The sequence below is a fragment of the Bradyrhizobium sp. LVM 105 genome (assembly GCF_003957705.1).
GTDB classification, from domain to species: domain Bacteria; phylum Pseudomonadota; class Alphaproteobacteria; order Rhizobiales; family Xanthobacteraceae; genus Bradyrhizobium; species Bradyrhizobium frederickii.
Window position 1 is genome coordinate 113,734 of record NZ_QZMV01000005.1, and the last position, 20,691, is coordinate 134,424.

Below are 20,691 nucleotides of genomic sequence, written 5' to 3' on the forward strand. Positions count from 1 at the left end.
GCATGGCTACGCAGTATTGGGGCACGGGCTATCTCGGGACGCACCAAAGCAAGGCGTATACCGGAACGGCTGGAACGATCGATAACGCGATCTCAACGGGCGTTCAGAAGGTGCGTGTTGTCGTCACGAGCGCCGCCTATATCAAGATCGGTAGCAGCCCGACCGCTACGACCTCTGACGTCTATATGGCTGCTGACGCTCCGGAATACTTCACCATTCGTTCCGGCGAGAAGGTTTCCGCGATCCAGGTCTCCGCCGGCGGCACCCTGCATGTGACAGAGGTCTCGTGACAGTCAGCACGCTTTACCACGCAGACGGCAGCAAGATCGTCATCGAGCGCGTGCAGGACGTTGAGCCGATCCTTGAGCACAACAAGACCTTGCAAACGCTCGAGCAGCGCAGCGATTGGGGCCGGCACGTCGCCAGCGTCCCGAACGTGATCCTCGAGAAATGGCTCAACGAGGAATGGGACCGAGGCAACATCAACATGCAGTTCGGCTCCGACGAGTTCTTCCAGATGGTGGAGCGCAAGCTGCAAGATCCTCAGTATCGGGCGTTTCGAACGGATGCGTCCTTTAACGGCGTCTTGGGGTTTGGTAGCTAATGTCATTCTCAACCTATGCCGATCTTCAAAGCCAGATTGCCAATTGGCTGGCACGGGACGACCTGACCAACTACATTCCTGACTTCATTCGGCTGTTCGAATGCTCCGCGGCGCGCAGGCTCAAGGTGCGGCCGACGCAGACAAGCACCACGCTCACACCGTCGTCGGGCACGGCCACGCTTCCAACCGACTTCTTTGGCGTCGTGCGTGCGACCTGGACGGGAGACCCGCGCGTTGAGCTGAGCTATGCCCATCCGACCTATTTGGAAGGTCTATTCCCGACCGTTCCGAGTGGGACGCCATCATTCTACACGATCGAGGGCACGTCTCTTAAAGTCCGCCCCTCTGACGATACGGCGGTCAATCTTCTCTATAATCAACGTACCGCCGCCGTCGAGAGTGCGCTGAACTGGCTCTATACCAGCCATTTCGACGCCTATCTGTTTGGTTCATTGGCGGAAGCCAACGCCTTCAACAAGGACGTTGACCCTGCTGGCCTTTGGAAGGCGCGGCGCGACGAGGTGTTCAGCGAAATCCTCATGGCTGACTTCAACGAGCGCGGCGGCATGGCTGTTCGCGTCTTTGGTCAAACACCCTAATGCCGCTTCTGCCTTTCGGCGCATGGCATCCGGACGCCAGCGACTACGAGAGCCAGACCAACGCGCACGACATCAACAACGTGCTGCCGCGGGCGGACGGCTATGGCCCGTTTCCTGACTTCGCCATTCTCTCGCAGGCGCTTCCCGATACCTGCCGAGGCGGCTTCTACGCGCTGAAATCTGACGGCTCGGTCGCTGTCTTCGCGGGCACATCCAAGCGTCTCTATCTCGCCAACAACACCGATTATTCGTGGATTCCGGTCTCTAAGACCACGACCTGCACGATATCGGCGGCGTCTCCCGGCGTCATTACGGAAGTCGCCCACGACTCGCTGGCCAACGAGCCGAAGGTGTTCTCGAACTCTGGCGGCGCGCTTCCTGCGGCGATCACGGCAGGAACGGTCTACTACGTCAAGACGGTTCTGTCCGTTGATACCTACACGATCTCGGCAACGCCAGGTGGAGCTGCGATCAACACGGCGACGACTGGTACCGGAACGCATTCGGTTACGCATCTCTATTCTGAACTGTCGAGCGACGCGCAGTGGCAGTTCGTGCAGTTCGGCAATCTCGTCAAGGCGACGCAAAAAAACGCCGTTCTGCAAACCTACACGCTCGGCACATCCTCGGCTTTTGCGGACAACGCCGGCTCTCCTCCCCAGGCGTCCTATATCTCTGTGGTGGGCCGCTTTTTGGTGCTATCCGGGCTGTTGTCCAACCCGTTCCGCATCCAGTGGTCCGCGCTGAACGACACGACTGGATGGACGTCGGGCGTCGATCAGTCGGACTATCAGGACTTTCCGGACGGCGGCGTTGTCCGCGGCGTGGCCGGCGGCGAGTTCGGGACCGTGTTTCAGGATCAGGCTATCAGGCGGATGTCCTACATCCCCGGCTCCGACCTGATCTTCCAGATCGAGCGCATCGCGCAGGATCAGGGCCTGTTCGCGCCATACAGCATCGTCAGGGCAGGCATCTATACGTTCTTCCACTCTGCGCAGGGCTTCTTCAAGATCGCTCCCGGCGGGCTTCCAGAGCCGATCGGGCGAGAGAAGGTTGACCGCACGTTCTTTACCGATCTCGACAAGACCGAGCTGCGGATGTTCATCGGAGCATCTGACCCAAGGTCTACGCGCGTGTTCTGGGCCTACAAGTCCACCTCCGGACTGACGGGGCTTTACGACAAAATCATTGGGTACGACTACGTTCTGGACCGATTTTTCCCGATCGATATGAGCGGGGAATATCTGCTCGGTCTTTCGCAGCCCGGCATTACGCTGGAGGGCTTGGACTCCATCTCGTCGTCGATCGACGCGCTCGCCGCCTCGCTTGACAGCTTCGCGGTGGCTACTCAGCCCCTGATCGCTCAATTCTCTAGCGCTCACAAGATGGGCTTTTTCTCTGGGGCAAACCTGGAAGCAACGCTCGAGAGCGCAGAGCAGGGTACGGATGGGAGGCGCATCTTCGTGAACGGGTTCAGGCCCGTGACTGATGCTCCAACGTTCTACGGCACTTGTTCCTACCGCGAGACGCAGCAGGACACGCCCACTTCGACGGTGGAGGTCGCGCGCAACTCGCGGACTGGCCGTTGCGACATGCGGCGCTCGACACGGTATTCCAGGTTCAAGATCCGCATCCCCGCCTCAACCTCGTGGTCGTTCGCGGCCGGAGTTGAACCTGACGTCAGGACCGAGGGCCTGACCTGATGGTCTACGCGCCCGGTACGCTCGAGACCGACCAGAAGAAGCAGAACATGGCCTTGCAGCAGCAGGCCAGCGCGATTGCTACTGCAACGACAGACATTGCGACGAATACGGCATCAATCTCCGCAAATACTGCGAATATTTTGGTGCTGACCCCAGGGCATCTGTTTGGGCTGACCCTATCGACAGCGGGATCAAGCGCAACCTTCTCGGTTGCTGCCGGTGGCGCTGCCGACAGCGCCGGCTCGTCCCTTATGAGCCTGGCCTCAGCCATCAGCAAGACCACGAGTGCCTGGGCTGTTGGTACAGGAAACGGCGGCCTCGACACAGGGTCGATCGCGAATAGCACCTGGTATCATGTCTTTCTGATCAAGCGGACTGATACTGGCGTTGTGGACGTCCTTGTTTCGACTTCTGCATCGTCTCCAACGATGCCGACGAGCTATACGCTCAAGCGCCGCATTGGCGCCATGAAGACCAATGGTTCGGCGCAGTGGACCAAGTTCATTCAGCTTGGCGATGAGTTCCTGTGGGATACGATCGTCAACGACGCGAACGCGCAGAACCCTGGAACGTCGGGGACGCTCTACACTCTTACAGTTCCGACCGGCGTTCAGGTTTCGGCGCAATTGTCCATTCTTTGGTTCAACGTCAGCGCAAGCAACTATCTGTTCGTGTCCTCGCCGGATATCACGGCCCCCTCGGTAACGACCGCGACAGATTCCACGCTCTACAGCGTCGATAGCACGCATCCTGGCGTGACCGGAGCATATGTCAGGACCAACACCTCAGCGCAGGTGAGAGCAACATCGAGTGGCTCAAACGGGTCGATGTACCTCAACACGATCGGCTGGATTGACCGCCGTGGGCGTGACGTTTGAGCGCTGAGCTTATCTGCGTCGATCCATCTCTGGTCGATGAGATGTGGCCGCATGTGCGGGACAAGATCAGGGCGGCGGTCGAACGGACAGGATTGAGCAGCTTCGCGGACATCGAGAGCGATGTTCTGACGGGAATGCAGCTTGTCTGGATCGCCTGGAACGGCAGCGAGATCATGGCGGCTGCGACCACGCAGCTTGTGAGGCCGTTCCATAAGGTTTGCGTGTTAACGGCTTGCTCCGGTTACGACCGGGCGCAATGGCTGCCACTGTTCGAACAGATTGAGAAATACGCGGAAAACGAAGGCTGCTCCTCCATGCGGATCTATGGCCGCAAGGGTTGGGAGCGGGTGTTAAGCGGCTATCGAGCCGAACACGTCATCCTGGAGAAGCGCCTTGGGCGGTAAGAGCACGAGCACCACCACACAGTCGTCCGAGACCAACCCTTGGGCGCCGGCACAGGACACGCTCAAGGGCATCCTTGGGCAACTCAATGGCTACCTGCCGCAAACCGGCTTGACCAGCACGCAGAGCCAGGCGCTCAACACGATCGAGCAGAACAACGCCACGGCGGACGCATATAAGCCCGCAATCCAGAATTACACCACCGACATGCTCAACGGTGGTGGAGCGCTGAACCAGCAGGGCGCGATCAACAACGCCTATCAGCAGTATTATAACCAGACTAACCCTCTGGCATCGAACACCAACTATAATCCGTATGACACGGCGGGGTTCAAGGACGCGATTAACACGGCGGTTTCCGACATTACGAACGCCACCAATGGCACGTTTGCGGCGGCGGGTCGGGACTTCAGCGGCGCCAATTCACAGACCCTTGGCCGTGGCATTATGCAGGGCATCGCGCCGACGATCGCGGCTCAGTACAACCAGAACGTCCAGAACCAGCAGGGAGCGGCCGGCAACCTCTACAACGCCGGCAACACCACGGCGGGCCTCAATACCGGGTTGCAGAGCCTTTACAACTCGAACCGTGGCACTGGCGTGTCTTCGGTCGGAACTGGCCTTGATGCCATGAACGAGGGCGCCAAATCGAACCTGGCCGCAGAAGCTCAGCGCCTCGGCATCCCGCTTCAGAATCTCGGCTTGCTGGCCCAGATCGGCGTTCCCATTGCGGGTCTAGGCGGCACCTCGAGCGGCAAGAGCTCGACGGAAAACCAGATGTCCGGTGTCGATCAGTTCTCCAAGATCATGAGCGGCATTGGAAGCTTCGCGAACAATGGTCAGGGCGGCTCTTCCGGTAGTGGCGTCATGGGCCTCTTGAACTTCCTATAGGACATCAATGGCTGGTCTTCTCGACTACATCACAAATCCAATCGGCACGGTTGGAGCGGGCCTTTTGGGCGATATTGCGAACTATTACCGCAATATGCCGCAGCCGCAGGCGAGTGCCGGCGGCCCGCAGTATGATGCGATGGGCTCGTTCACTGGCATCAACATTGCGCCTCAGGAACCCCAGGCGCCACCGTCCGTCTTCACTACTGGCGCGTCTCCGATCATGCAGACGCCTAGCTGGCCGATGGCTCGGCCGGCGCCTCAACCGCAACAGCCTTCTCCGCAGCCCGAGAACTCGATCGCGGTTGGCAATTATCAGATGCCTCGCATCGGCAACCCGGATCAGTTCGTTCCGCAGCAGGCAATGACGCCGTCGAATGCGGTGCCAGCGCAAGGACAAATGCCGGCTGACACCCCCCAACAGTCCACGCTTCCACCCGCTCTGACGCAGCCGTCACCACTCAGCCGCATATTCAATCCGAACGGTCTGATTGCGAAACTGACTGGGAATGATACGCGATCTCAGGCGCAACAAAACCTTACTGCGCAATATGAGGCTCTTGTCCCGTTGGTGGGGCGTCAGAAGGCAATGCTTGCCGTTCTGAACCCGGAGGCCGGTAAGACCATTCTTGCGCAGGCGCTCGAGAAGAAGAATTACGGGTTCACAAAGCTAGATGATGGCACGCTCGTTCGGACAGATCCGCAAACGGGCAAGGTCGAGACTGCCTTTGGCGGTGGGGAGACCAATAGCCAGGGGGTAGCCGGCCCTGACGGCAAGATCATTCCGTATCCCGCCGGTCTCGATGCTGCTGGACGCAAGGTTTTTGCGAACGAAATTGCAAAGATCAACGCGGACGCTGCCGGCGGTAAAAAAACCGAAGTGCAGGGCGCTGCCGAGCAGTTCGGAAACCGCATGGAGAATGCAGAAAAGAGTTTCGGCAAGGTGAGCAACGAGGGTCTTGGGCTTTCAGGTGCAACGCAGAGCGCCACAGGCGCTATCCCAGGCGTCGGCAACTTCCTGAAAACAGAGAATTTCCAGAAGATGGAACAGTCCAAGCGTGAGTGGGTGACGGCTCTGCTCCGCAAGGAATCTGGCGCTGCGATCGGCAAGGATGAATACACGCAATATGACCGCCAATTCTTCCCTCAGCCCGGAGACGGTCCCGGCGTGGTCGCCCAAAAGGCAGAAGCCCGGCGCGTCGCCATGGAAGCGATGAAGAAGACGGCCGGCCCCGGCTACAAATCCCCCGGGGGCAACACCACTCAATCAGGCGTGAGCTGGAGCATCGTGCAATAATGCCCGTTCTCGATATCGGCGGCACGCGCGTATCGGTTGACGACAGCTTTCTCAAGCTGGCCCCCGAACAGCAGAACGCGACCGTCGAGGAGATCGCCAAGTCGCTGCCGAAGGCCGCTCCCGCCCCGTCAGTTGGCATGGGCGAGGACCTTGCGAGTTCGGCCAAGACCGTTCCGGGCCGTATTGCTGCAAGCGCTCTTGGCCTGCCCGGCGATCTCTATCATCTTGGTCTTCGCGCGCTTGGCGACAACCTGACGCCGCGATCGGAATACGGCTCAGAGGCTATCCGTCAGTCGCTTGGCTCTGACTATCAGGCCCAGCACGAGCCGGGGCGGCTTCTCCAGAAGGCCGCAGATTTCGCTCCTGCGCTGATCGGCGGTCCTGAGGGGCTGGCGCTCAAGGCAGCAACTCGGGTTGCCATTCCAGCGGTTGCGAGCGAGGCGGGCGGGGCGGTTGCGGGGCCTTATGGTGAGGTTGCCGGCGCCTTGCTCGGTGCGGGCGGTGCGTCTGCTGCGGCTCGCAAATTCCAGCAGATGGGCACGGCTCGCTCAACGGCAAGTACCATCCCAACCGCACAAGATCTGCTCTCTACGGCAAGAGGGCAATTCAAGTCAGCCGAGGACATGAACCTTGTCGTAAAGCCTGATTTCACCAGCGCGGCTGCGGCCGACATGCGCGCTGCACTGAGGGGTTTCGACCCAGAGGGGCAGGCCCCCGTGTTCAAGGCCGTCGATCGGCTTGAAGCTCTAGGTCAATCGGCTCCTGGGCTGCCGCCGACCGCCGTTCCTATGAATGAGGTAGAGCTCATTCGTAAGCAGCTCACGAACCTGAAGATGAGCCCGGATGCGCCGACCCGTGAGGCCGCCCGCAAAGCCCTCGATACGTTGGTGAGCACGCAGAAGAGCTTGACCGCGGCGGACGTGATCGCTGGCGATGCCGCGGCCTACAGCAAGACCATGCAGGACGCGGTTGGCAACTACGCCGCCAGCAAGCGCTCCAATACGGTCATGGGCAAGGCAGCCTTGGGCGATCTGAATGCCGCGACGGCCGGCTCTGGCGCGAACGAGGACAACGCCCTCCGTCAAGCCATCAAGCAGCTTGTGCGGCCGGTCAATAACGACATCGTTCCGAAGGCTCAGCGTCTCGGCTTCAATCAGACCGAGATCGACGCGATGAACCAGGTTGCTCGAGGAACGCCGGCTGGCAATGCGGCTCGCTATCTCGGCAAGCTCGCTCCTACGGGCAGCGTGTCTGGTGCAATGAGCGCTGGCGCTGGCTACGGCGCCGCTGGCCCGTTCGGCGCGGTTGCGCTTCCTGCTGCCGGTTATCTCGCCAAGAAGATCGGCGATATGTCGACCAAGAGCGCGATCAAGACGCTGGATTCGCTCGTCCGGTCGAGGTCGCCGCTGGCCCAGCAGGTGGCCGCTCAACTGCCGCCCCAGCTTGTCGCTCAATTGCCGACGAAGACGCAGGCCATCTTGCAGACCCTAGCCCTCTCGGCGCCACCCCTGCGACAGCAGATAGGTCAGCCCGTAGGCCAGCCCGTAGCCCAATAGGGCCGGAATTAGTCCGTTCGGCGTCCATTGATAGTGGATGTTCGAAGCCATGACCGCAAACATGATCAGACCTTGAAGGCAATACCACCACATGGCGCTAGACCAATCCTTGCTTGATGCCATCAAGGGCTTCGAGGGTTACTCGGCCGCCCCGGCTTGGGACTACAAGCAGAGCAGCTCCGGCTACGGTACCAAGGCTCAGCCTGGCGACGAGAACATTCCGCCGGATCAGTTGAAGGCGGTCCATGAGCAACGCTTCCTAGAGGAAACCAGCAAAGCCGCAGCCAGCGTCGATGCCTTCAATCCAAATCTGCCGCCTGGCGTTCGAGCCGCCCTTACATCCCTGACTTATAACGCAGGTCCGGGTTGGCAGCAATCCGGCCTCGGACAGGCGATCAAGGCCGGCGACTACGACAAGGCGAGGGAGATCTTCCTTCAGTACAACAAGGCCGGCGGGGAGGTTAATCCGGGCCTTGTAGCGCGTCGCCAGAAAGAGGCGGCATGGTTTGCCGGCCAGCCCCAGTCCGCACAGGCGGCCCCCGCAGCCCCAGCAAGCGGCCCTCTAGCGCAAGCCCCGGCGCCCGCTCCAGGGAAGTCCGCCCCATCCATCCCCGGCGGGCTTCTTCAGCCTCCGATCTTCCCCCAACAGGCACCCCAGCAGGCCGCCCAGGCCGATCCCGGCTTCTTCGCACAGATCCCCGCCGAGCAGGCCATGCAGGCCCCTCAGATCCACTTCGCCCAACGCCGCCCCGTCAACCTGACTGGCTTGCGCAACGCCTTGCAGCAGCGCGCTCCGATCTTCGCAAAGGTCTAATCGATGGCTCTTCCGTTCTACAACTGGTCGCGCACCGCGGCCAGCAACGCCACGGCCGACTCAACTATAAATTGGGCAGAAGGAATGGCGCCGAGCGCGGTCAACGACTCGGCCCGTGCCATGATGGCCTCGACGGCGGCATACCGAGACGATATCGCAGGTGCGATTGCCACTGGCGGCACCTCGACGGCCTACACAGTAACCAGCTACCAGGTGTTCGACTCGCTTGCCCACCTTAACGGCCAAGTCATCGCTTTTACGCCCCACACGACCAACGGCGCGACCGTAACGCTTAATGTGGATGGGTTGGGTGCGAAGCCCCTTCGCTCGGCCCCATCGGTCGAACTCCCGGCGGGTGTTCTGGTACAGGGCACGCCTTACGCAGTGCTATACAATTCGAGCGATGCAGCATTTTACCTTCATGGGTTCTTCACCAATCCCTATTCTATCCCGATCGGTGCCAGCGTCGATTTCTGGGGTTCGACTGCCCCGAACAGCTCGTTTGTTCTTGCCTATGGGCAAGCAATCTCCCGGACGACCTACTCGACGCTGTTCGCAATGTTCAGCACGACCTACGGGGCAGGAGATGGTTCGACCACGTTCAACGTTCCAGATCTTCGCGGGCGCGTAGTGGCCGGGTCAGATTCAATGGGCGGCGTCGCAGCCGGACGCCTGACGGATGCCGTTGCGGGTATTGATACTCTCGGCGATGCCGGCGGTGCTCAATCGCGGACGCTCGTCACGGCAAACCTGCCGGCCTATACGCCGTCCGGCTCCATCAGCGGAACAGGCTTAAGCAGCGATTCTAACTTCCAGAAGAACACAAGCACTATCACCGTCTCGACGGGCGGTGCGAATACTATCCCTCTCGTCACCAACAGCAGTGTGTCGGTCAACGGGAGCCAGTATTCCTTCACCGGCACTGCGCAGGGAGGCACGAGCACTCCGATCGTGACCGTCCAGCCTACGATCGTTGCCAACAAGCTTTTAAGAATTATCTAGGGCTGAACAGAAAATCACGGTGCCCGCCGAAGCCAAACTTGCGGTGCGGCACTTTCTTAATGTCCTCGACCGCAAGATATTCGTTCTCGCCAAACATCACGCCAGAATAGCCGAGGCCCCGAAGAAACGACTGGATGGGCTCAATCTCGTCCGGCGTGCTTTCGAATTGAATAATGGGGCGTGCGCTTCGTAATAGCTTCTCGCCGCCCCGGAAAACACTGAGTTCGTGTCCCTCAACATCGCATTTGATGAACTTCAGGTTCTGAAGGGGGCTGAAGTCATCAAGCCGTGCGAGTTTAACGTCGATCGTGTCCCCAATGTTCCGGCCAAGAGACGCGCTGCCATCGCCCACACGCTTACGGGACAGGGCAGCCAGTCCGGCGTGATCCGATAGCGCAACATTGACAACATCGACATTGCGCAAGCGCCTCCGGCTGATGTAGTCGGCCATTTCAGGCTGAGGCTCGAAGGCGATCACGCGGCCGGACGGGCCAACCGCACGGGACAGCCAATAAGAATAAATGCCCTTGTTGGCGCCGATGTCGAGGACGGTGGCGCCGGTCAAGTCGAGACAGAGCAGCGACCGCAACTGCTGCCGCTCGGTGCGGAATCTGTATCGCAGGCATCGCGCCAGGAAATGAACGTCTTCAAGCATGCGCTTGAAGCTACTCCACCTCAACAGTGAGTCAACCCATGGTAGACTTCGACGCCCTCACGCGGGCGAGCCTAACCCGCTGGCAAAATGCCAAACTGACCCGGAAGACCCTGAGCGACAAGGTCGCTACATCGCTTGTGGCGGCCAAGAAACGGTATCAGGCGGTTGAAGCCAAGACCGGCGTCCCGTGGGCGGTGATCGCCGTCATCCATGAACGGGAATCATCCCAGAACTGGGGCCGGTCGCTGGCCCAGGGCGATCCTTGGAATAGGGTTTCGATCCATGTCCCCGCCGGCCGCGGTCCGTTCAGCTCCTGGGAAGAGGCGGCGATCGACGCGCTGCTCAACTGCCACCCGCACCTCGCCAAGCGCAAGGACTGGTCGCTGGCCGGCGTTCTGATCGCGCTCGAGCTCTACAACGGCATGGGCTACGCCAACAAAGGCGTTCCAAGCCCGTACCTCTGGGCCGGCACCAACCAGTACAAGTCCGGCAAATACGTCGCTGACGGCAAGTACGATCCGAACCACGTGGATCAGCAGCTCGGCTGTGTCGCCATGCTGCTGTCGATGATGGCGCTTGACCCGACCATCACCTTCACGGGCGCTAAGATCGTCCCCATCACGCCAAAGGCTGGTCCGAAACCCACCTCAACGTCATCGGCTTTGGGCGCCTTCTTCTCTGCAATCCTCAACATCTTCAGGAGAAAGTAAATGATCGAATTCATCGCTGGTTTCGTTGCTGGTGGCGCCCTCATCTGGTTCGCGCGTGAGCCTGTTACCGTCTGGTTCAAGGGTGCTGAGGACTACGTCGGCGCGCTCAACGACAAGATCCAGAAGCTGAAGGCCAGGCTGTGAGCGAGCTTGCGGGGCCGCTGACGCGCGTTCTGCTGCGCTACGTCGGCGCCGCCCTGATCACCAAGGCCGGCCTGTCCATCGACGTGACCGACCCTGACGTGATGACCGTTGCCGAGCTTGGAGTTGGCCTGCTCTGCTCCGTCATTTGCGAGGGTTGGTATGCGTTGGCTCGCAAGAGGGGTTGGGAGCGCTGATGCTCAGCATCATCTTCGGCGGCTTGACCTCGCTCGCGACTGCGGCAGTCACGGCCTACAACAAGTCGAAGGATGTCTCGATCACTGCCATTCAATCGGCAGGCAGCATCGCGTCGGCGCAAGCGCAGGCCATGACGGCGTGGATCGGGCATCCGCTCTCGCCGCCGTCAATCTGCTGCTACGGCGTTGCCATCTGGTTCTTCAAGGCGACCGCCTGCGACAAGGTGATCGGGCCAGCATTCGGCTATGAATGGTCAACCGATCCGCTCACGGGCGGGACTGCCGAGATTGCGATGATTGTCATCTCCGGCATGTTCTTTAGCGGCATCGCCAACATCATCAAACGATAGCGGGCCGCTGCCGGCGGGTGGCACCGCGGCAACGACCCTAACCGATGCCCGATCGCTGAACCGGGCTCCGGCTAGGAATATCCCTACCGGGAATGTCTTAACAGGAACCTCAGGAATACCCGGTGGCAGACAAGACAGAGACGACGATCCTTCTGGATATCTACGAGCGGCTTGGCGCGATCGAAACCACACTCAAAGCCGGCGCCGACCACGAAAAACGCATTGCCAGCCTGGAGAGCTTTGAGGGGCGCGTTTCCTCATACATCTGGCTCGGCGGCTCGATCGTTTCCGGCGTGCTGTTCTTCCTCTGGGAAGGAATCAAATACGGCCTCGACCATTGGGTGAAGCATTGAGCACAGAAAACCGCTCTTTCGCTCTGGCTGCCGCTGTCGTTCTCGGGATCATCGTCCTCCTGTTCAGCGTGAATATCAGCCCGGCTCACGACCGCAACAAGCCAGGACTCGACGATTGGTATAGCTCGCTACGGAGCGGCAGGGGGCCGTGTTGCGGCGGGCCTTCTGAAGACGCCACACACCTTGACGAGCTTCAATGGCGGTCAAAAGACAACGGCTACGAGGTGTTTGTTGAGGGGCAATGGCTCGAGGTGCCGCCGGCCGCAATAGTTCCTGTCCCGAACAAGGATGGCCGCGCTCTGGTGTGGCTATATCATTCCGATGGGAATCCTGTGGTGCGCTGCTTCCTTCCAGGGGCGCTGACCTGATGGGTAGTCCAGGCATCAAAAGCTGTTCGGACAACGAGTTTATTTCACTGTTCAATTCAATCGGAGCGCAACGCACAGCCCAGGCTCTGGGTATAACCGAGCGCAATGTCTACGGCCGACGCGAGCGTTTGGAAAAGCGCTACGGCTCGATCGACGCCCCGACCAGGGGAAGACCTACGGCCCCCGGCCGCGTCCCTTACGACATCAAGAGCGGCGTCGTCATCATAGGGTCGGACTTCCATATCTGGCCAGGCGCGGAATCGACTTGCCTCCGCGCATTCAAGAAGTTCGTTGCGGACCTGAAACCTGCCGCCGTCATCCTCAACGGCGACGTGATGGACTTCCCGAGGATCAGCCGACACCCCCAGAGCTGGGAGAGCGCGCCAGATCCGCAGGAGGAAATCGAGGCTGTTCAAGACCACCTCAACGACATCGTGAAGGCCTGCAAGCGCGGCACGCAGAAATTCTGGTGTTTAGGTAATCACGACGCCCGGTTTGAATCTATGATTGCCAACTCGATCCCGCAATATCGCGGGGTCAAGGGCGTACACTTGAGCGACCATTTCCCGCTCTGGCAGAAGGCAATGTCCTGCTTCATCAACGAGGGCGTTGAGGGCGGGGCGACGATGGTCAAGCACATCCCGCAAGGCGGCGGCGTGAATGCAACGCGAAACTTCACGCTCAACGCGGGCGTCCACACGGTCCACGGGCATCTTCATCGGCAGGGCCTGCGATGTATTTCTAACTATCGCCGTTATGACGTTTTTGGCGTTGACGCTGGCATGGTGGCTGACAAGGACCATCGTGCGTTCAGCTACACGCAGGATGCGCCGCTGGACTGGAGATCTGGGTTCACGGTCTTGACCTATCGAGATGGCGTGCTGCTTCAGCCAGAGCTTGTGACCAAGTGGGACGACAAGCGCGTATCATTCCGTGGGGAGCTGATCCGTGTATAGAATCCGTGAAGTGGACGGGGTCGAAGAGGAGGACACGCTCGCGGAATTGCATGGCCTGACATTCCTTGACGAGGCCAAGGTGCCGAGCTTCGAAGAGGGGCACTGGTGGCTCTGCTATAGAGATCGGAAGCCGGTCGCATTCGCAGGCTTGGTGCCGTCGGTCTTCCCGAAAGCCGGGTATTTTACCCGCGTCGGTGTCGTACCCGAGCACTCCGGCCACGGTCTCCAGTTGCGGTTCATGCGCGCTCTTGAGCGGCGGGCTCGATCGAATGGCTGGGGCATGATCGTGTCGGACACGACGGACAACGTCCGCTCTGCCAACAACTTCATCCGCGCCGGATATCGGCTGTTCGAGCCGGAAGCAAAGTGGGCCTTCCCGCACTCTTTGTATTGGCGAAAACACCTTTAGTTCTAGGCGGATTCGGGTTTTCGTGTTATGGTGAAGAATGGCAAACTTTAAACGCAAGCGCCCCAAATCGACCCGCTCCGGTTGCCTCATGTGCAAGCCGTGGAAGGACCAGCGCTGTGCAAAGCATAAGCGCATGAAGTTCTCGGACTCGGTTCGGGCGCAACGCGCGGCTAGCATGATCTGCGAGGCCATTGGATGAACGCTCCAGAGATCGCCAACAAGGCAGCCGAACTCGTCGGCGGGGACCGGGCAGAGTCGCACGGCGACATGCATCAGCACTTCGCTCATGTGGCAGCTCTATGGAGCGCCTATCTCAAGCTCGAGCAACCGATGAGTGTCGCAGACGTGCCGCACATGATGGCGCTGCTCAAGATCGCCCGCACCAAGAGCGGGAGCATCAACGTAGACGACTGGATCGACGGCGCCGGCTATCTGGCCTGTGCCGGCGAGGTCTCCACCAAAGAATACCGTCGCTAACCCACCCTACAATCTGACCAACGCAGCCGCCTTCGGGCGGCTTTTCCGTGGATACGTCGCATGAACTGTTGCCGGAGTTTCCTCTGCGAATCCGAAGATGGTAAAATGCGCTGATTTGCAGCGGAGATAATCCATGGACCGATTTTGGAGCAAGGTTGAGAAGACGGACGGTTGTTGGAATTGGATTGGGGCAATCCATCCCAAGGGATATGGGCTGCTGACGATGGACAAAAAATCGCATCGCGTGCACCGCCTTTCTTATCAGCTTTCGAACGGAAGCATCCCATTGGGGATGCATGTTTTGCATGAGTGCGACAACAGGCGGTGCGTAAACCCTGGCCACCTGTTTATTGGCACGAACGCTGACAATATGGCCGATAAGGTCAGCAAGGGGCGACAATCGCGCAAGCTATCAGATGAAGATGTCTTGGCTATCAGATCGGCCAAGGGCATTCCACAGCATGCTTTGGCCAAACAGTACGGTGTTGATCAATCTCACATCTCGCGCATTCGATCGGGCCATAGGAATGGCCGCATCTTAAGAGAGAAAAATCAATGAGTTTCGGAAAACTCGGCGCAATGGGCCGTGGGATGGGGCACCTCGGTTCCCTTGGGTCAGTGGGCTACCGCTTCGTAAACCCAGAGGCCGCTGCCATTGCTGCTGCGTTCAGCCCGGCTCCAACCAACGCTCGCAAGGCGCTGATCGACAATTTGGTGGGGGGCTTGAAATCTGCCGGAATCTGGTCTGCGCTTGACCTGTTCTATGTGACGGCGGCAGCCGCCAGTCAGAACGGGCGCGTCAATTGGAAGAACCCAGGAACGTTCGACCTGATCGAGGTGAGTAGCCCGACGTTTGCCGCCGATCAGGGCTACACAGGAAACGGTTCCTCGTCCTATTTGCGGACACAATATACGCCCAGCACCAACGGGGTAAATTTTACGCTGAATAGCGCCTCGGCGTGGGCGTGGAGTCGAACCAACTTAGCCTCAGCCGGCGCCGATCTCGGTAATGCGACGGCGCCGCGAGCCTTCCTGACTGGCAGGAACGGAAGCGACCAGTTGCAGGGCGACATGAACAATGCCGCAGCCTCGTCCATCTCGACCGCAAATACAAATTCGATCGGCTTTTATGGTGTCCAGCGTCGAGGCTCTGCCGATCGTCGCCTATTCCTGAACGGTGCTCAGGTCGGGACGGCAAGCGGTGTGGTGTCGACTTCGGTTCCGAGCGTCGAGCAGTGGGTTTGCGCGGCGAATGCCACGTCATTCGGCACACGTCAGATCAGCGTCGCAGCCTGGGGCGCTTCCCTATCAGGTCTCGAATCGTCCTTTTACAACGCTGTTTTGACGTACATGCAGGCCATAGGTGCCAGTTAGATGGAGCCCTTACTTGACGAGGGCGGTACGTCGATCCTGGATGAAAACGGCTCCGAAATCTTAGTGCAGTAGATGGGCAAGGCAAATTCATACCCGTCCAGAACACTCACGGAAATCTATGGTGAGGATTCGGGAGGCAATTTCGGTAAGGCCCCCGTCTCCAGCATTCGCCCGGCTGTAAACGTCAAGGATTTTGGCGCGATAGGGGATGGAGTAATAAACGATGCGCCTGCGTTCCTCTTGGCGCTCGAATCCTGCCGCGCCCTCAACAACACTCATCTGGCGCCTCCGACGCTGCTGATTCCCGCCGGACGATACAGCCTCGCGTTCGAGCGAGGGCAAGCGAAACAAGATCCGTTCGCCAATGCAGCGGCGAAGGCTCTCTATTGCTTCCAGAAGGGCGACGGAACCGCAGGGACTTGGATTAGCCGCAACGAGGCCCCCGGCAGTCTCGGCGCCAACTCTCCGGCTCTGGCGGGCATCAACATCGTTGGCGAGCCAGGCGCCACCTTGGTTCATGCCGGCGATGCCAACTCCTACCTGTTCGCCACCAGCAAATATTTCACGCTCAACATACGCGGGCTGTCGATCGAGGGCGCCGACTTCACCACGACGCGGCACGGCATCGCCGCCTATGGCATGCTCTACAGCCTATGGGAGAAGGTCAATTTCTCTTATCTGAATGGCTGGCCGATGACGCTGTGGAGCAGCGAGCGCAATGCCTTCGTTGACGTCAATATCGGCGAGTGCCGGCAGGCCATCTCACTCGGGAAAAACCAAGCCACGGATACCCGCGAGAACAGCCACGCCAACGAAAACCGCTTCTATAACCTGAACGTCTATAGCTGCGGGAAGGGCGTCGGCTGGAGCGGCGGAAACGCCCTGTCTATGGGGGCGGTCGAAATCAACTTCTCACAATGCCCGTTGTTCGCAGGCGGGTCGTGGAAGCTTAACGAAATCGCAGCGCTCCTGATCCGCAGCGCGGACAGCCCGACATTCGAGAACGTCTATTTCGAGTATAACCTGCAAAATCACAGCGTGACCAACGTTGACGGCAATCCGCCGGCTGCGTTCTCAAATCACGTCATCATAGACCCGACACAAGCGCAGTTCTCGGATGTAGCGTCTTTCCCGGTCCTAATCTCGAATGCCTCGTTTCGGAACTGCTACATCGGATCGTTCGGCCACATCTACTTTAACAGCGACGCCACCCATCAGGCCGTTGGCGTGCACTTCCAAGACTGCCTTCTCAGTTTCCAGGGCATCCAGACCAAGACGGGCGGCCAGAGCTACACTTTCGGCACGCGGTTCAGCGGCGCGCATTTCAACCAGAGTGGCGGCTATCAGCGCAGCGCCCGCTTCTCACAATGGTCGGTGGCGGATACGACGCTTGGAACTCGCGTATCGAACCCAAACTATCTTCCGGTTTTCTACAGTTGGCCAGAAACACAATATTGGACCGTCAACGGCACGTTCGTTCGGAATTTCGGGCAAAGCTCGCCGACCATCGAAACGGTCGCCTCAACCCCAAATGCAGGACAATCCGGGTATACCCTCTCGACGCCGAAATACACGCTTGATTGTGCCGATATTGAGCTGACGAGCGCTGCTGTAGGGACGACAGTTGGTGCGGCGGGAGCCGCCTCTGCTCCGCCCGCAGCTCCGGCTGGCTATCTGTCGGTGATGATCAATGGGGCGCCTTACAAGCTACCGTATTACAACTGAGTCCACTCCCTTCAAGGTAGCGGCGCACTGCCTTCAGGGGACCGGATCGGTAGTGCCTCAGGGTCACCGGGGATGCCTTAGCGCCGTCTTGATTTCTTCGTCGAGTGCCAAGGTGGACTTCTCCATTTCGGCCATCTCTTCGGCAGTCATATAGCGGGCGTTTGAGAATGGCACGGGCTTATCTAGTCCCATGTCCTTCGCCAGCCAAGCCAAGAACTCCTTCTGCTTTCCCGTCTCAACTACGAAACGGTGCAGCAGTTCGCGGAGCTTGGCGGTGCGCCGGTGCTCGTTTAATTCGGCTAAAGCCGTATTGTACTGTTCTCTCAGCCACATCGACATGACGTGTCCCTCACTTGCTCGGTGATTGCCCACGACTGCGGTTACTGCCTGCGCCATAGCGGTATCATCTCGTAGAACGTCGCCTTGCACTTGGTGCAGTAGAACCGCTCTAGGACCGGATTCGCCGTGGTTCGCGGCTGCACCACAAGGTCGTGGTCGCATTCAGCGACCTTAACTGCTTCCTTGGCGCCTTCCAAAATCTTGTTCATGGCATCCTCATGTGTCGCTTACGACTGCGGGACCGCGACGCAGCGATATAGCGTGCGCTTCTCCATCTCCACCATCGCCTTCCCAGCGGCCTCGCATGCCGCAAAACTTGGTACTGGGATGACGTTGGCTGTGCGCCAATCGTCTCGATTGTACCCCTGCATGAAGCTCATCACGACAAGTAAATAGGCCACATCAGAACTCCCTGCTCAGAAACGCTGATGCCTAGGGTCGTCTTCGGCGAGCTCGAGCCGCGGATCGTGCTCGTTGACAAGGACGACGTCCAAGACGCGGTTCTCGATTGCCCAGCGCAAGAACTTGTGGCCGTTGTACTCGGTCGGCCAGACCTTCGGGCCGCTCATGCCATCAGATCCAACCATAGCGCTCTTGCGATGGCTTGGCGAAAGAAGAAACCAGTCCGTGCTCATGGGAGCTCCAGAGTTGTTCGGTCAGGTGCGGCGCTGCCACCAAGCCTTGATCGCCTCTGCGATATCGCATGCGATCAACGCCGGCAGGAAGATCCACAGGACCGGGAAAAGGATGCAGAAGAAATACACCTTTTCCTTTTCGGACATTCGGTTGCGGCTCATGCTCGATCTCCATTCGTCACTGAGCTATTGAGTGCATCGCAATCACGCTCAGCTTTCCGTTTGCTTGTGGTGACTTCTGTCACCTGGATCGGCCGGGCGGCCCTATAAAGTCCGGTCTCGGCTTTTTTCGCCACCCAATAGACGCGCCGCTCACCGCGGATATGTTCTGTCTCTACGAAATATTCTGGCATCGGTGGTCCCTACTGATCAGTTCTGTAGTGGGCGAAGTCGTATCCGCTGCCGTCCTCGTACTTCCGGACCTTGAGTACTTTGGCCAGCTCTGCGGCGTGCTTCTCGTGGGCCTCGACGTCGCGGCAGCATGTGCAACCCTCGCTGCGCATGTAGTCCGCCACAAGCCTTCTGATCTCAGCGCGCTCTTCTGATGTCATTGCCTCATTCTCCTTGCCTCACCGTGGAAGCCCCTCCAAGACCGTTGCCCGGTAGGACCGGCAAAGTTCTTGGTCTCGCTGCCGATTTGATGCGACTTTCCAACACCCCGCGAAATCGTCCGTAGTCGCGCACGCTGGATCGTCACGATCCAACCAAGCTCCGCAAACTTGGCAGATGACGATCATGTCATCAAAGCCGATCAGTTCGAGCAAGCGCCTGTAATCAGAAGCTGGAATTGTCACAGTTGGATCGCTCACGTCACGCTCCCGATGTTTTCTCCGAACGTCTCGCGGAGGAGTGTGGAAATTAGTCGGCAGGTCTGCTTGTTGTTTTTGTGGAGGTTGAAACCTCGATAGCCGCGGCCATTGACTGTAGCGGCCTTTTCGTGCCGCTTGATCGTCTTGAAAAACTTGCGCCCGACTGTATCGACTTGCAATATCTTACGTTCAACGGCGAACAAGCGACCATCGCGGGATAGCTCGTAAAGGCCCTCATATCCCGGCACTGGTCGAAATTCGGTTTCCATGCTACGATGCTCTCCCCGCCAGAGTGGTTAAGTGGTTGGCCAGTAAACAGAGCCGTCACGCTGGCGCTCGCCACAGCAATTGCACTTGGTGCAGCGCATGTCGCGTTCGGACATGCTGTCAACTTCTTCCGCCCATTCGTGATCACAATTGTCCCACGTTGGATTTGGCGGGTAGTCAGGGTTCCTGCTCATGGCTTCCTCAGTGACCTCGTCAGTGCGCCGGCGTGCGCCAGAGGAGGGCGCCTTCCAGCCCCAGCGCTCGCGTGATCTTCTCGCCTGGCAGCCGCCGGCTGTTGAGTACGTCGTTCACATAGGCGGCCGATATCTCGTGCTTGGCCGCCCAAGCCTTCTGGCCCCCGGCTGCATTGCAGGACTTGCGCAGCCGCAATACGACGCCGTCTAGGTCAATCCACGGGCCGGGCGGGATGGTGTCTCTTCGGCGGGGCATGCTCGCTCCTCACATCGCACGGCCTAGGCGCGCCAGCGACTTCTCGATCTGGTAGTCCAGCGTCTGCCGGCGGTCCTTGGCGTCAGTCATTTTGGGTTCCTTTCCACATAGGCTCGGCAAATCTTGTCGAAGTGATCAAGGCCGAATTCGTTGATGGCGTAATTGACGCTGGTGCACACGAGACGAACGTTCTCGGCGTCGTAGCCGCCCTTATTGCTGACCCTATCCAGTGACGGCCCGAGCGGGTTCGTGCGCCAGTCTGGATTGGCGTTGTTGTAGTAGTCGAACTGAAGCCCCGTTACTTGGCATCGATCGCCGGCATCCTTGAGCATTTGAGCGATGGTCTCGACGGAGAGGCTGTAAGTCCGCCCCTTGGTGGCGGCCCGGTTCTTGGTCGTCTTATGGATGCCGCGCGCAGCCCCGATGCGCCAGAGATGCAGCCTGCCGCGAATAGGGACGACGGGTGCGCCGGCCAAATTGGCGATATCTTGGCTTTCAAGCAGTTCCTCTAGCTCCTCATCCGTCCCCATGAATCCGCGAACGAGCGCCGCGCCAGTACGGCGCAGGTACACGTATTTTTTGCCGCGCGATGTCACGCGCTTAAGGGACGGGAATTTGGTTTTCCAAATCTCTTTTTGTCCACGATGTTTGATGGGGTTGGCGAGGCCGTCCATTGGAAAGCATCCTTAATAATTTCAAGTGGTTAGGCTTGGTGTGATAGATTTCCCAG

At 59.3% G+C, this 20,691-nt stretch carries 32 protein-coding genes; 23 read left to right on the top strand and 9 right to left on the bottom strand.

Features of this window, described 5'->3' with window-relative positions:
- The first annotated feature begins 2 nt into the window (after nt 1-2).
- From D6B98_RS15900 to D6B98_RS15950, 11 genes are all read left to right on the top strand, one after another.
- On the top strand, nt 3-290 hold the full coding sequence (locus D6B98_RS15900) for a hypothetical protein (protein ID WP_126257927.1): 288 nt from the start codon (nt 3-5) through the stop codon (nt 288-290).
- Nucleotides 287-604 carry a hypothetical protein gene (locus tag D6B98_RS15905; protein WP_126257928.1) on the top strand — a complete coding sequence of 106 codons (318 nt, stop codon included), beginning with the start codon at nt 287-289 and terminating at the stop codon, nt 602-604. The genes D6B98_RS15900 and D6B98_RS15905 overlap by 4 nt, the downstream gene beginning before the upstream one ends.
- The gene (locus tag D6B98_RS15910; RefSeq protein WP_126257929.1) at nt 604-1,203 is read left to right on the top strand and encodes a phage adaptor protein; all 600 of its coding nucleotides are present in this window, start codon (nt 604-606) and stop codon (nt 1,201-1,203) included. Before D6B98_RS15905 ends, D6B98_RS15910 begins: the two co-directional genes overlap by 1 nt.
- Nucleotides 1,203-2,906 carry a hypothetical protein gene (locus tag D6B98_RS15915; RefSeq protein WP_245481396.1) on the top strand — a complete coding sequence of 568 codons (1,704 nt, stop codon included), beginning with the start codon at nt 1,203-1,205 and terminating at the stop codon, nt 2,904-2,906. Before D6B98_RS15910 ends, D6B98_RS15915 begins: the two co-directional genes overlap by 1 nt.
- On the top strand, nt 2,906-3,784 hold the full coding sequence (locus D6B98_RS15920; protein WP_126257931.1) for a hypothetical protein: 879 nt from the start codon (nt 2,906-2,908) through the stop codon (nt 3,782-3,784). Before D6B98_RS15915 ends, D6B98_RS15920 begins: the two co-directional genes overlap by 1 nt.
- Nucleotides 3,781-4,188: a hypothetical protein gene (locus D6B98_RS15925; RefSeq protein ID WP_245481397.1), complete on the top strand. Its 408-nt coding sequence runs from the start codon at nt 3,781-3,783 to the stop codon at nt 4,186-4,188. The genes D6B98_RS15920 and D6B98_RS15925 overlap by 4 nt, the downstream gene beginning before the upstream one ends.
- A complete protein-coding gene (locus D6B98_RS15930) occupies nt 4,178-5,077 on the top strand; it encodes a tail fiber domain-containing protein (protein ID WP_205680489.1) in 900 nt (299 codons plus the stop codon). The genes D6B98_RS15925 and D6B98_RS15930 overlap by 11 nt, the downstream gene beginning before the upstream one ends.
- Nucleotides 5,078-5,084: 7 nt before the next feature.
- Nucleotides 5,085-6,374: a polyadenylate binding domain-containing protein gene (locus tag D6B98_RS15935; protein ID WP_126257932.1), complete on the top strand. Its 1,290-nt coding sequence runs from the start codon at nt 5,085-5,087 to the stop codon at nt 6,372-6,374.
- Nucleotides 6,374-7,930, top strand: coding sequence for a hypothetical protein (locus D6B98_RS15940; RefSeq protein WP_126257933.1), 1,557 nt, complete (start codon nt 6,374-6,376; stop codon nt 7,928-7,930). The genes D6B98_RS15935 and D6B98_RS15940 overlap by 1 nt, the downstream gene beginning before the upstream one ends.
- Before the next feature lie 109 nt (nt 7,931-8,039).
- Nucleotides 8,040-8,744: a lysozyme gene (locus tag D6B98_RS15945; RefSeq protein WP_245481398.1), complete on the top strand. Its 705-nt coding sequence runs from the start codon at nt 8,040-8,042 to the stop codon at nt 8,742-8,744.
- 3 nt (nt 8,745-8,747) lie between these two features.
- Nucleotides 8,748-9,746 (top strand): tail fiber protein, encoded by a 999-nt coding sequence (locus tag D6B98_RS15950; RefSeq protein WP_126257935.1) that lies wholly within the window; start codon nt 8,748-8,750, stop codon nt 9,744-9,746.
- On the opposite strand, the gene D6B98_RS15955 is transcribed toward D6B98_RS15950, so the two are convergent.
- Complete coding sequence (locus tag D6B98_RS15955) at nt 9,739-10,401, bottom strand: FkbM family methyltransferase (RefSeq protein ID WP_126257936.1); 663 nt, start codon at nt 10,399-10,401, stop codon at nt 9,739-9,741. The two genes, D6B98_RS15950 and D6B98_RS15955, sit on opposite strands and share 8 nt — an antisense overlap.
- A 38-nt stretch (nt 10,402-10,439) precedes the next feature.
- On the opposite strand from D6B98_RS15955, the gene D6B98_RS15960 reads away from it, so the two are divergent.
- The 12 genes from D6B98_RS15960 to D6B98_RS16005 all read left to right on the top strand — a co-directional run bounded on the left by D6B98_RS15960 (nt 10,440) and on the right by D6B98_RS16005 (nt 17,461).
- Complete coding sequence (locus D6B98_RS15960) at nt 10,440-11,111, top strand: hypothetical protein (RefSeq protein WP_126257937.1); 672 nt, start codon at nt 10,440-10,442, stop codon at nt 11,109-11,111.
- Entirely contained in the window at nt 11,112-11,255 is a 144-nt protein-coding gene (locus D6B98_RS39905) for a hypothetical protein (protein ID WP_164718647.1), read from the top strand.
- Nucleotides 11,252-11,449 carry a hypothetical protein gene (locus D6B98_RS15965; RefSeq protein WP_126257938.1) on the top strand — a complete coding sequence of 66 codons (198 nt, stop codon included), beginning with the start codon at nt 11,252-11,254 and terminating at the stop codon, nt 11,447-11,449. Before D6B98_RS39905 ends, D6B98_RS15965 begins: the two co-directional genes overlap by 4 nt.
- Nucleotides 11,449-11,799 (top strand): hypothetical protein, encoded by a 351-nt coding sequence (locus D6B98_RS15970; RefSeq protein WP_126257939.1) that lies wholly within the window; start codon nt 11,449-11,451, stop codon nt 11,797-11,799. The genes D6B98_RS15965 and D6B98_RS15970 overlap by 1 nt, the downstream gene beginning before the upstream one ends.
- Before the next feature lie 122 nt (nt 11,800-11,921).
- On the top strand, nt 11,922-12,152 hold the full coding sequence (locus tag D6B98_RS15975) for a hypothetical protein (protein WP_126257940.1): 231 nt from the start codon (nt 11,922-11,924) through the stop codon (nt 12,150-12,152).
- Nucleotides 12,149-12,520, top strand: a complete 372-nt coding sequence (locus tag D6B98_RS39910; RefSeq protein ID WP_164718648.1) for a hypothetical protein — start codon at nt 12,149-12,151, stop codon at nt 12,518-12,520. Before D6B98_RS15975 ends, D6B98_RS39910 begins: the two co-directional genes overlap by 4 nt.
- A complete protein-coding gene (locus D6B98_RS15980) occupies nt 12,520-13,476 on the top strand; it encodes a metallophosphoesterase (protein WP_164718649.1) in 957 nt (318 codons plus the stop codon). The genes D6B98_RS39910 and D6B98_RS15980 overlap by 1 nt, the downstream gene beginning before the upstream one ends.
- Entirely contained in the window at nt 13,469-13,885 is a 417-nt protein-coding gene (locus D6B98_RS15985) for a GNAT family N-acetyltransferase (protein ID WP_126257942.1), read from the top strand. The genes D6B98_RS15980 and D6B98_RS15985 overlap by 8 nt, the downstream gene beginning before the upstream one ends.
- 195 nt (nt 13,886-14,080) lie before the next feature.
- Entirely contained in the window at nt 14,081-14,362 is a 282-nt protein-coding gene (locus D6B98_RS15990) for a DUF6378 domain-containing protein (protein WP_126257943.1), read from the top strand.
- A gap of 133 nt (nt 14,363-14,495) precedes the next feature.
- On the top strand, nt 14,496-14,921 hold the full coding sequence (locus D6B98_RS15995) for an HNH endonuclease (RefSeq protein ID WP_126257944.1): 426 nt from the start codon (nt 14,496-14,498) through the stop codon (nt 14,919-14,921).
- Entirely contained in the window at nt 14,918-15,736 is an 819-nt protein-coding gene (locus D6B98_RS16000; protein ID WP_126257945.1) for a hypothetical protein, read from the top strand. The genes D6B98_RS15995 and D6B98_RS16000 overlap by 4 nt, the downstream gene beginning before the upstream one ends.
- Nucleotides 15,737-15,808: 72 nt before the next feature.
- Nucleotides 15,809-17,461, top strand: a complete 1,653-nt coding sequence (locus D6B98_RS16005) for a hypothetical protein (protein ID WP_126257946.1) — start codon at nt 15,809-15,811, stop codon at nt 17,459-17,461.
- A 63-nt stretch (nt 17,462-17,524) separates the two neighbouring features.
- Here the strand turns inward: D6B98_RS16005 and D6B98_RS16010 are convergent, their stop codons facing one another.
- The 8 genes from D6B98_RS16010 to D6B98_RS16030 all read right to left on the bottom strand — a co-directional run bounded on the left by D6B98_RS16010 (nt 17,525) and on the right by D6B98_RS16030 (nt 20,635).
- Nucleotides 17,525-17,800 (bottom strand): hypothetical protein, encoded by a 276-nt coding sequence (locus D6B98_RS16010; protein ID WP_126257947.1) that lies wholly within the window; start codon nt 17,798-17,800, stop codon nt 17,525-17,527.
- A 41-nt stretch (nt 17,801-17,841) separates the two neighbouring features.
- A complete protein-coding gene (locus D6B98_RS39915) occupies nt 17,842-18,009 on the bottom strand; it encodes a hypothetical protein (RefSeq protein ID WP_164718650.1) in 168 nt (55 codons plus the stop codon).
- A gap of 207 nt (nt 18,010-18,216) precedes the next feature.
- Nucleotides 18,217-18,369 (bottom strand): hypothetical protein, encoded by a 153-nt coding sequence (locus D6B98_RS39920; RefSeq protein ID WP_164718651.1) that lies wholly within the window; start codon nt 18,367-18,369, stop codon nt 18,217-18,219.
- 87 nt (nt 18,370-18,456) lie between these two features.
- Nucleotides 18,457-18,597: a hypothetical protein gene (locus D6B98_RS39925; protein WP_164718652.1), complete on the bottom strand. Its 141-nt coding sequence runs from the start codon at nt 18,595-18,597 to the stop codon at nt 18,457-18,459.
- Between the two features lie 200 nt (nt 18,598-18,797).
- Nucleotides 18,798-18,986 (bottom strand): hypothetical protein, encoded by a 189-nt coding sequence (locus tag D6B98_RS16015; RefSeq protein WP_126257948.1) that lies wholly within the window; start codon nt 18,984-18,986, stop codon nt 18,798-18,800.
- Nucleotides 18,987-19,240: 254 nt separating this feature from the next.
- Nucleotides 19,241-19,513, bottom strand: a complete 273-nt coding sequence (locus D6B98_RS16020; protein WP_126257949.1) for an NUMOD4 domain-containing protein — start codon at nt 19,511-19,513, stop codon at nt 19,241-19,243.
- Between the two features lie 211 nt (nt 19,514-19,724).
- Entirely contained in the window at nt 19,725-19,961 is a 237-nt protein-coding gene (locus D6B98_RS16025; RefSeq protein WP_245481399.1) for a hypothetical protein, read from the bottom strand.
- A gap of 86 nt (nt 19,962-20,047) precedes the next feature.
- On the bottom strand, nt 20,048-20,635 hold the full coding sequence (locus D6B98_RS16030; protein WP_126257950.1) for a hypothetical protein: 588 nt from the start codon (nt 20,633-20,635) through the stop codon (nt 20,048-20,050).
- Nucleotides 20,636-20,691 lie beyond the last annotated feature (56 nt).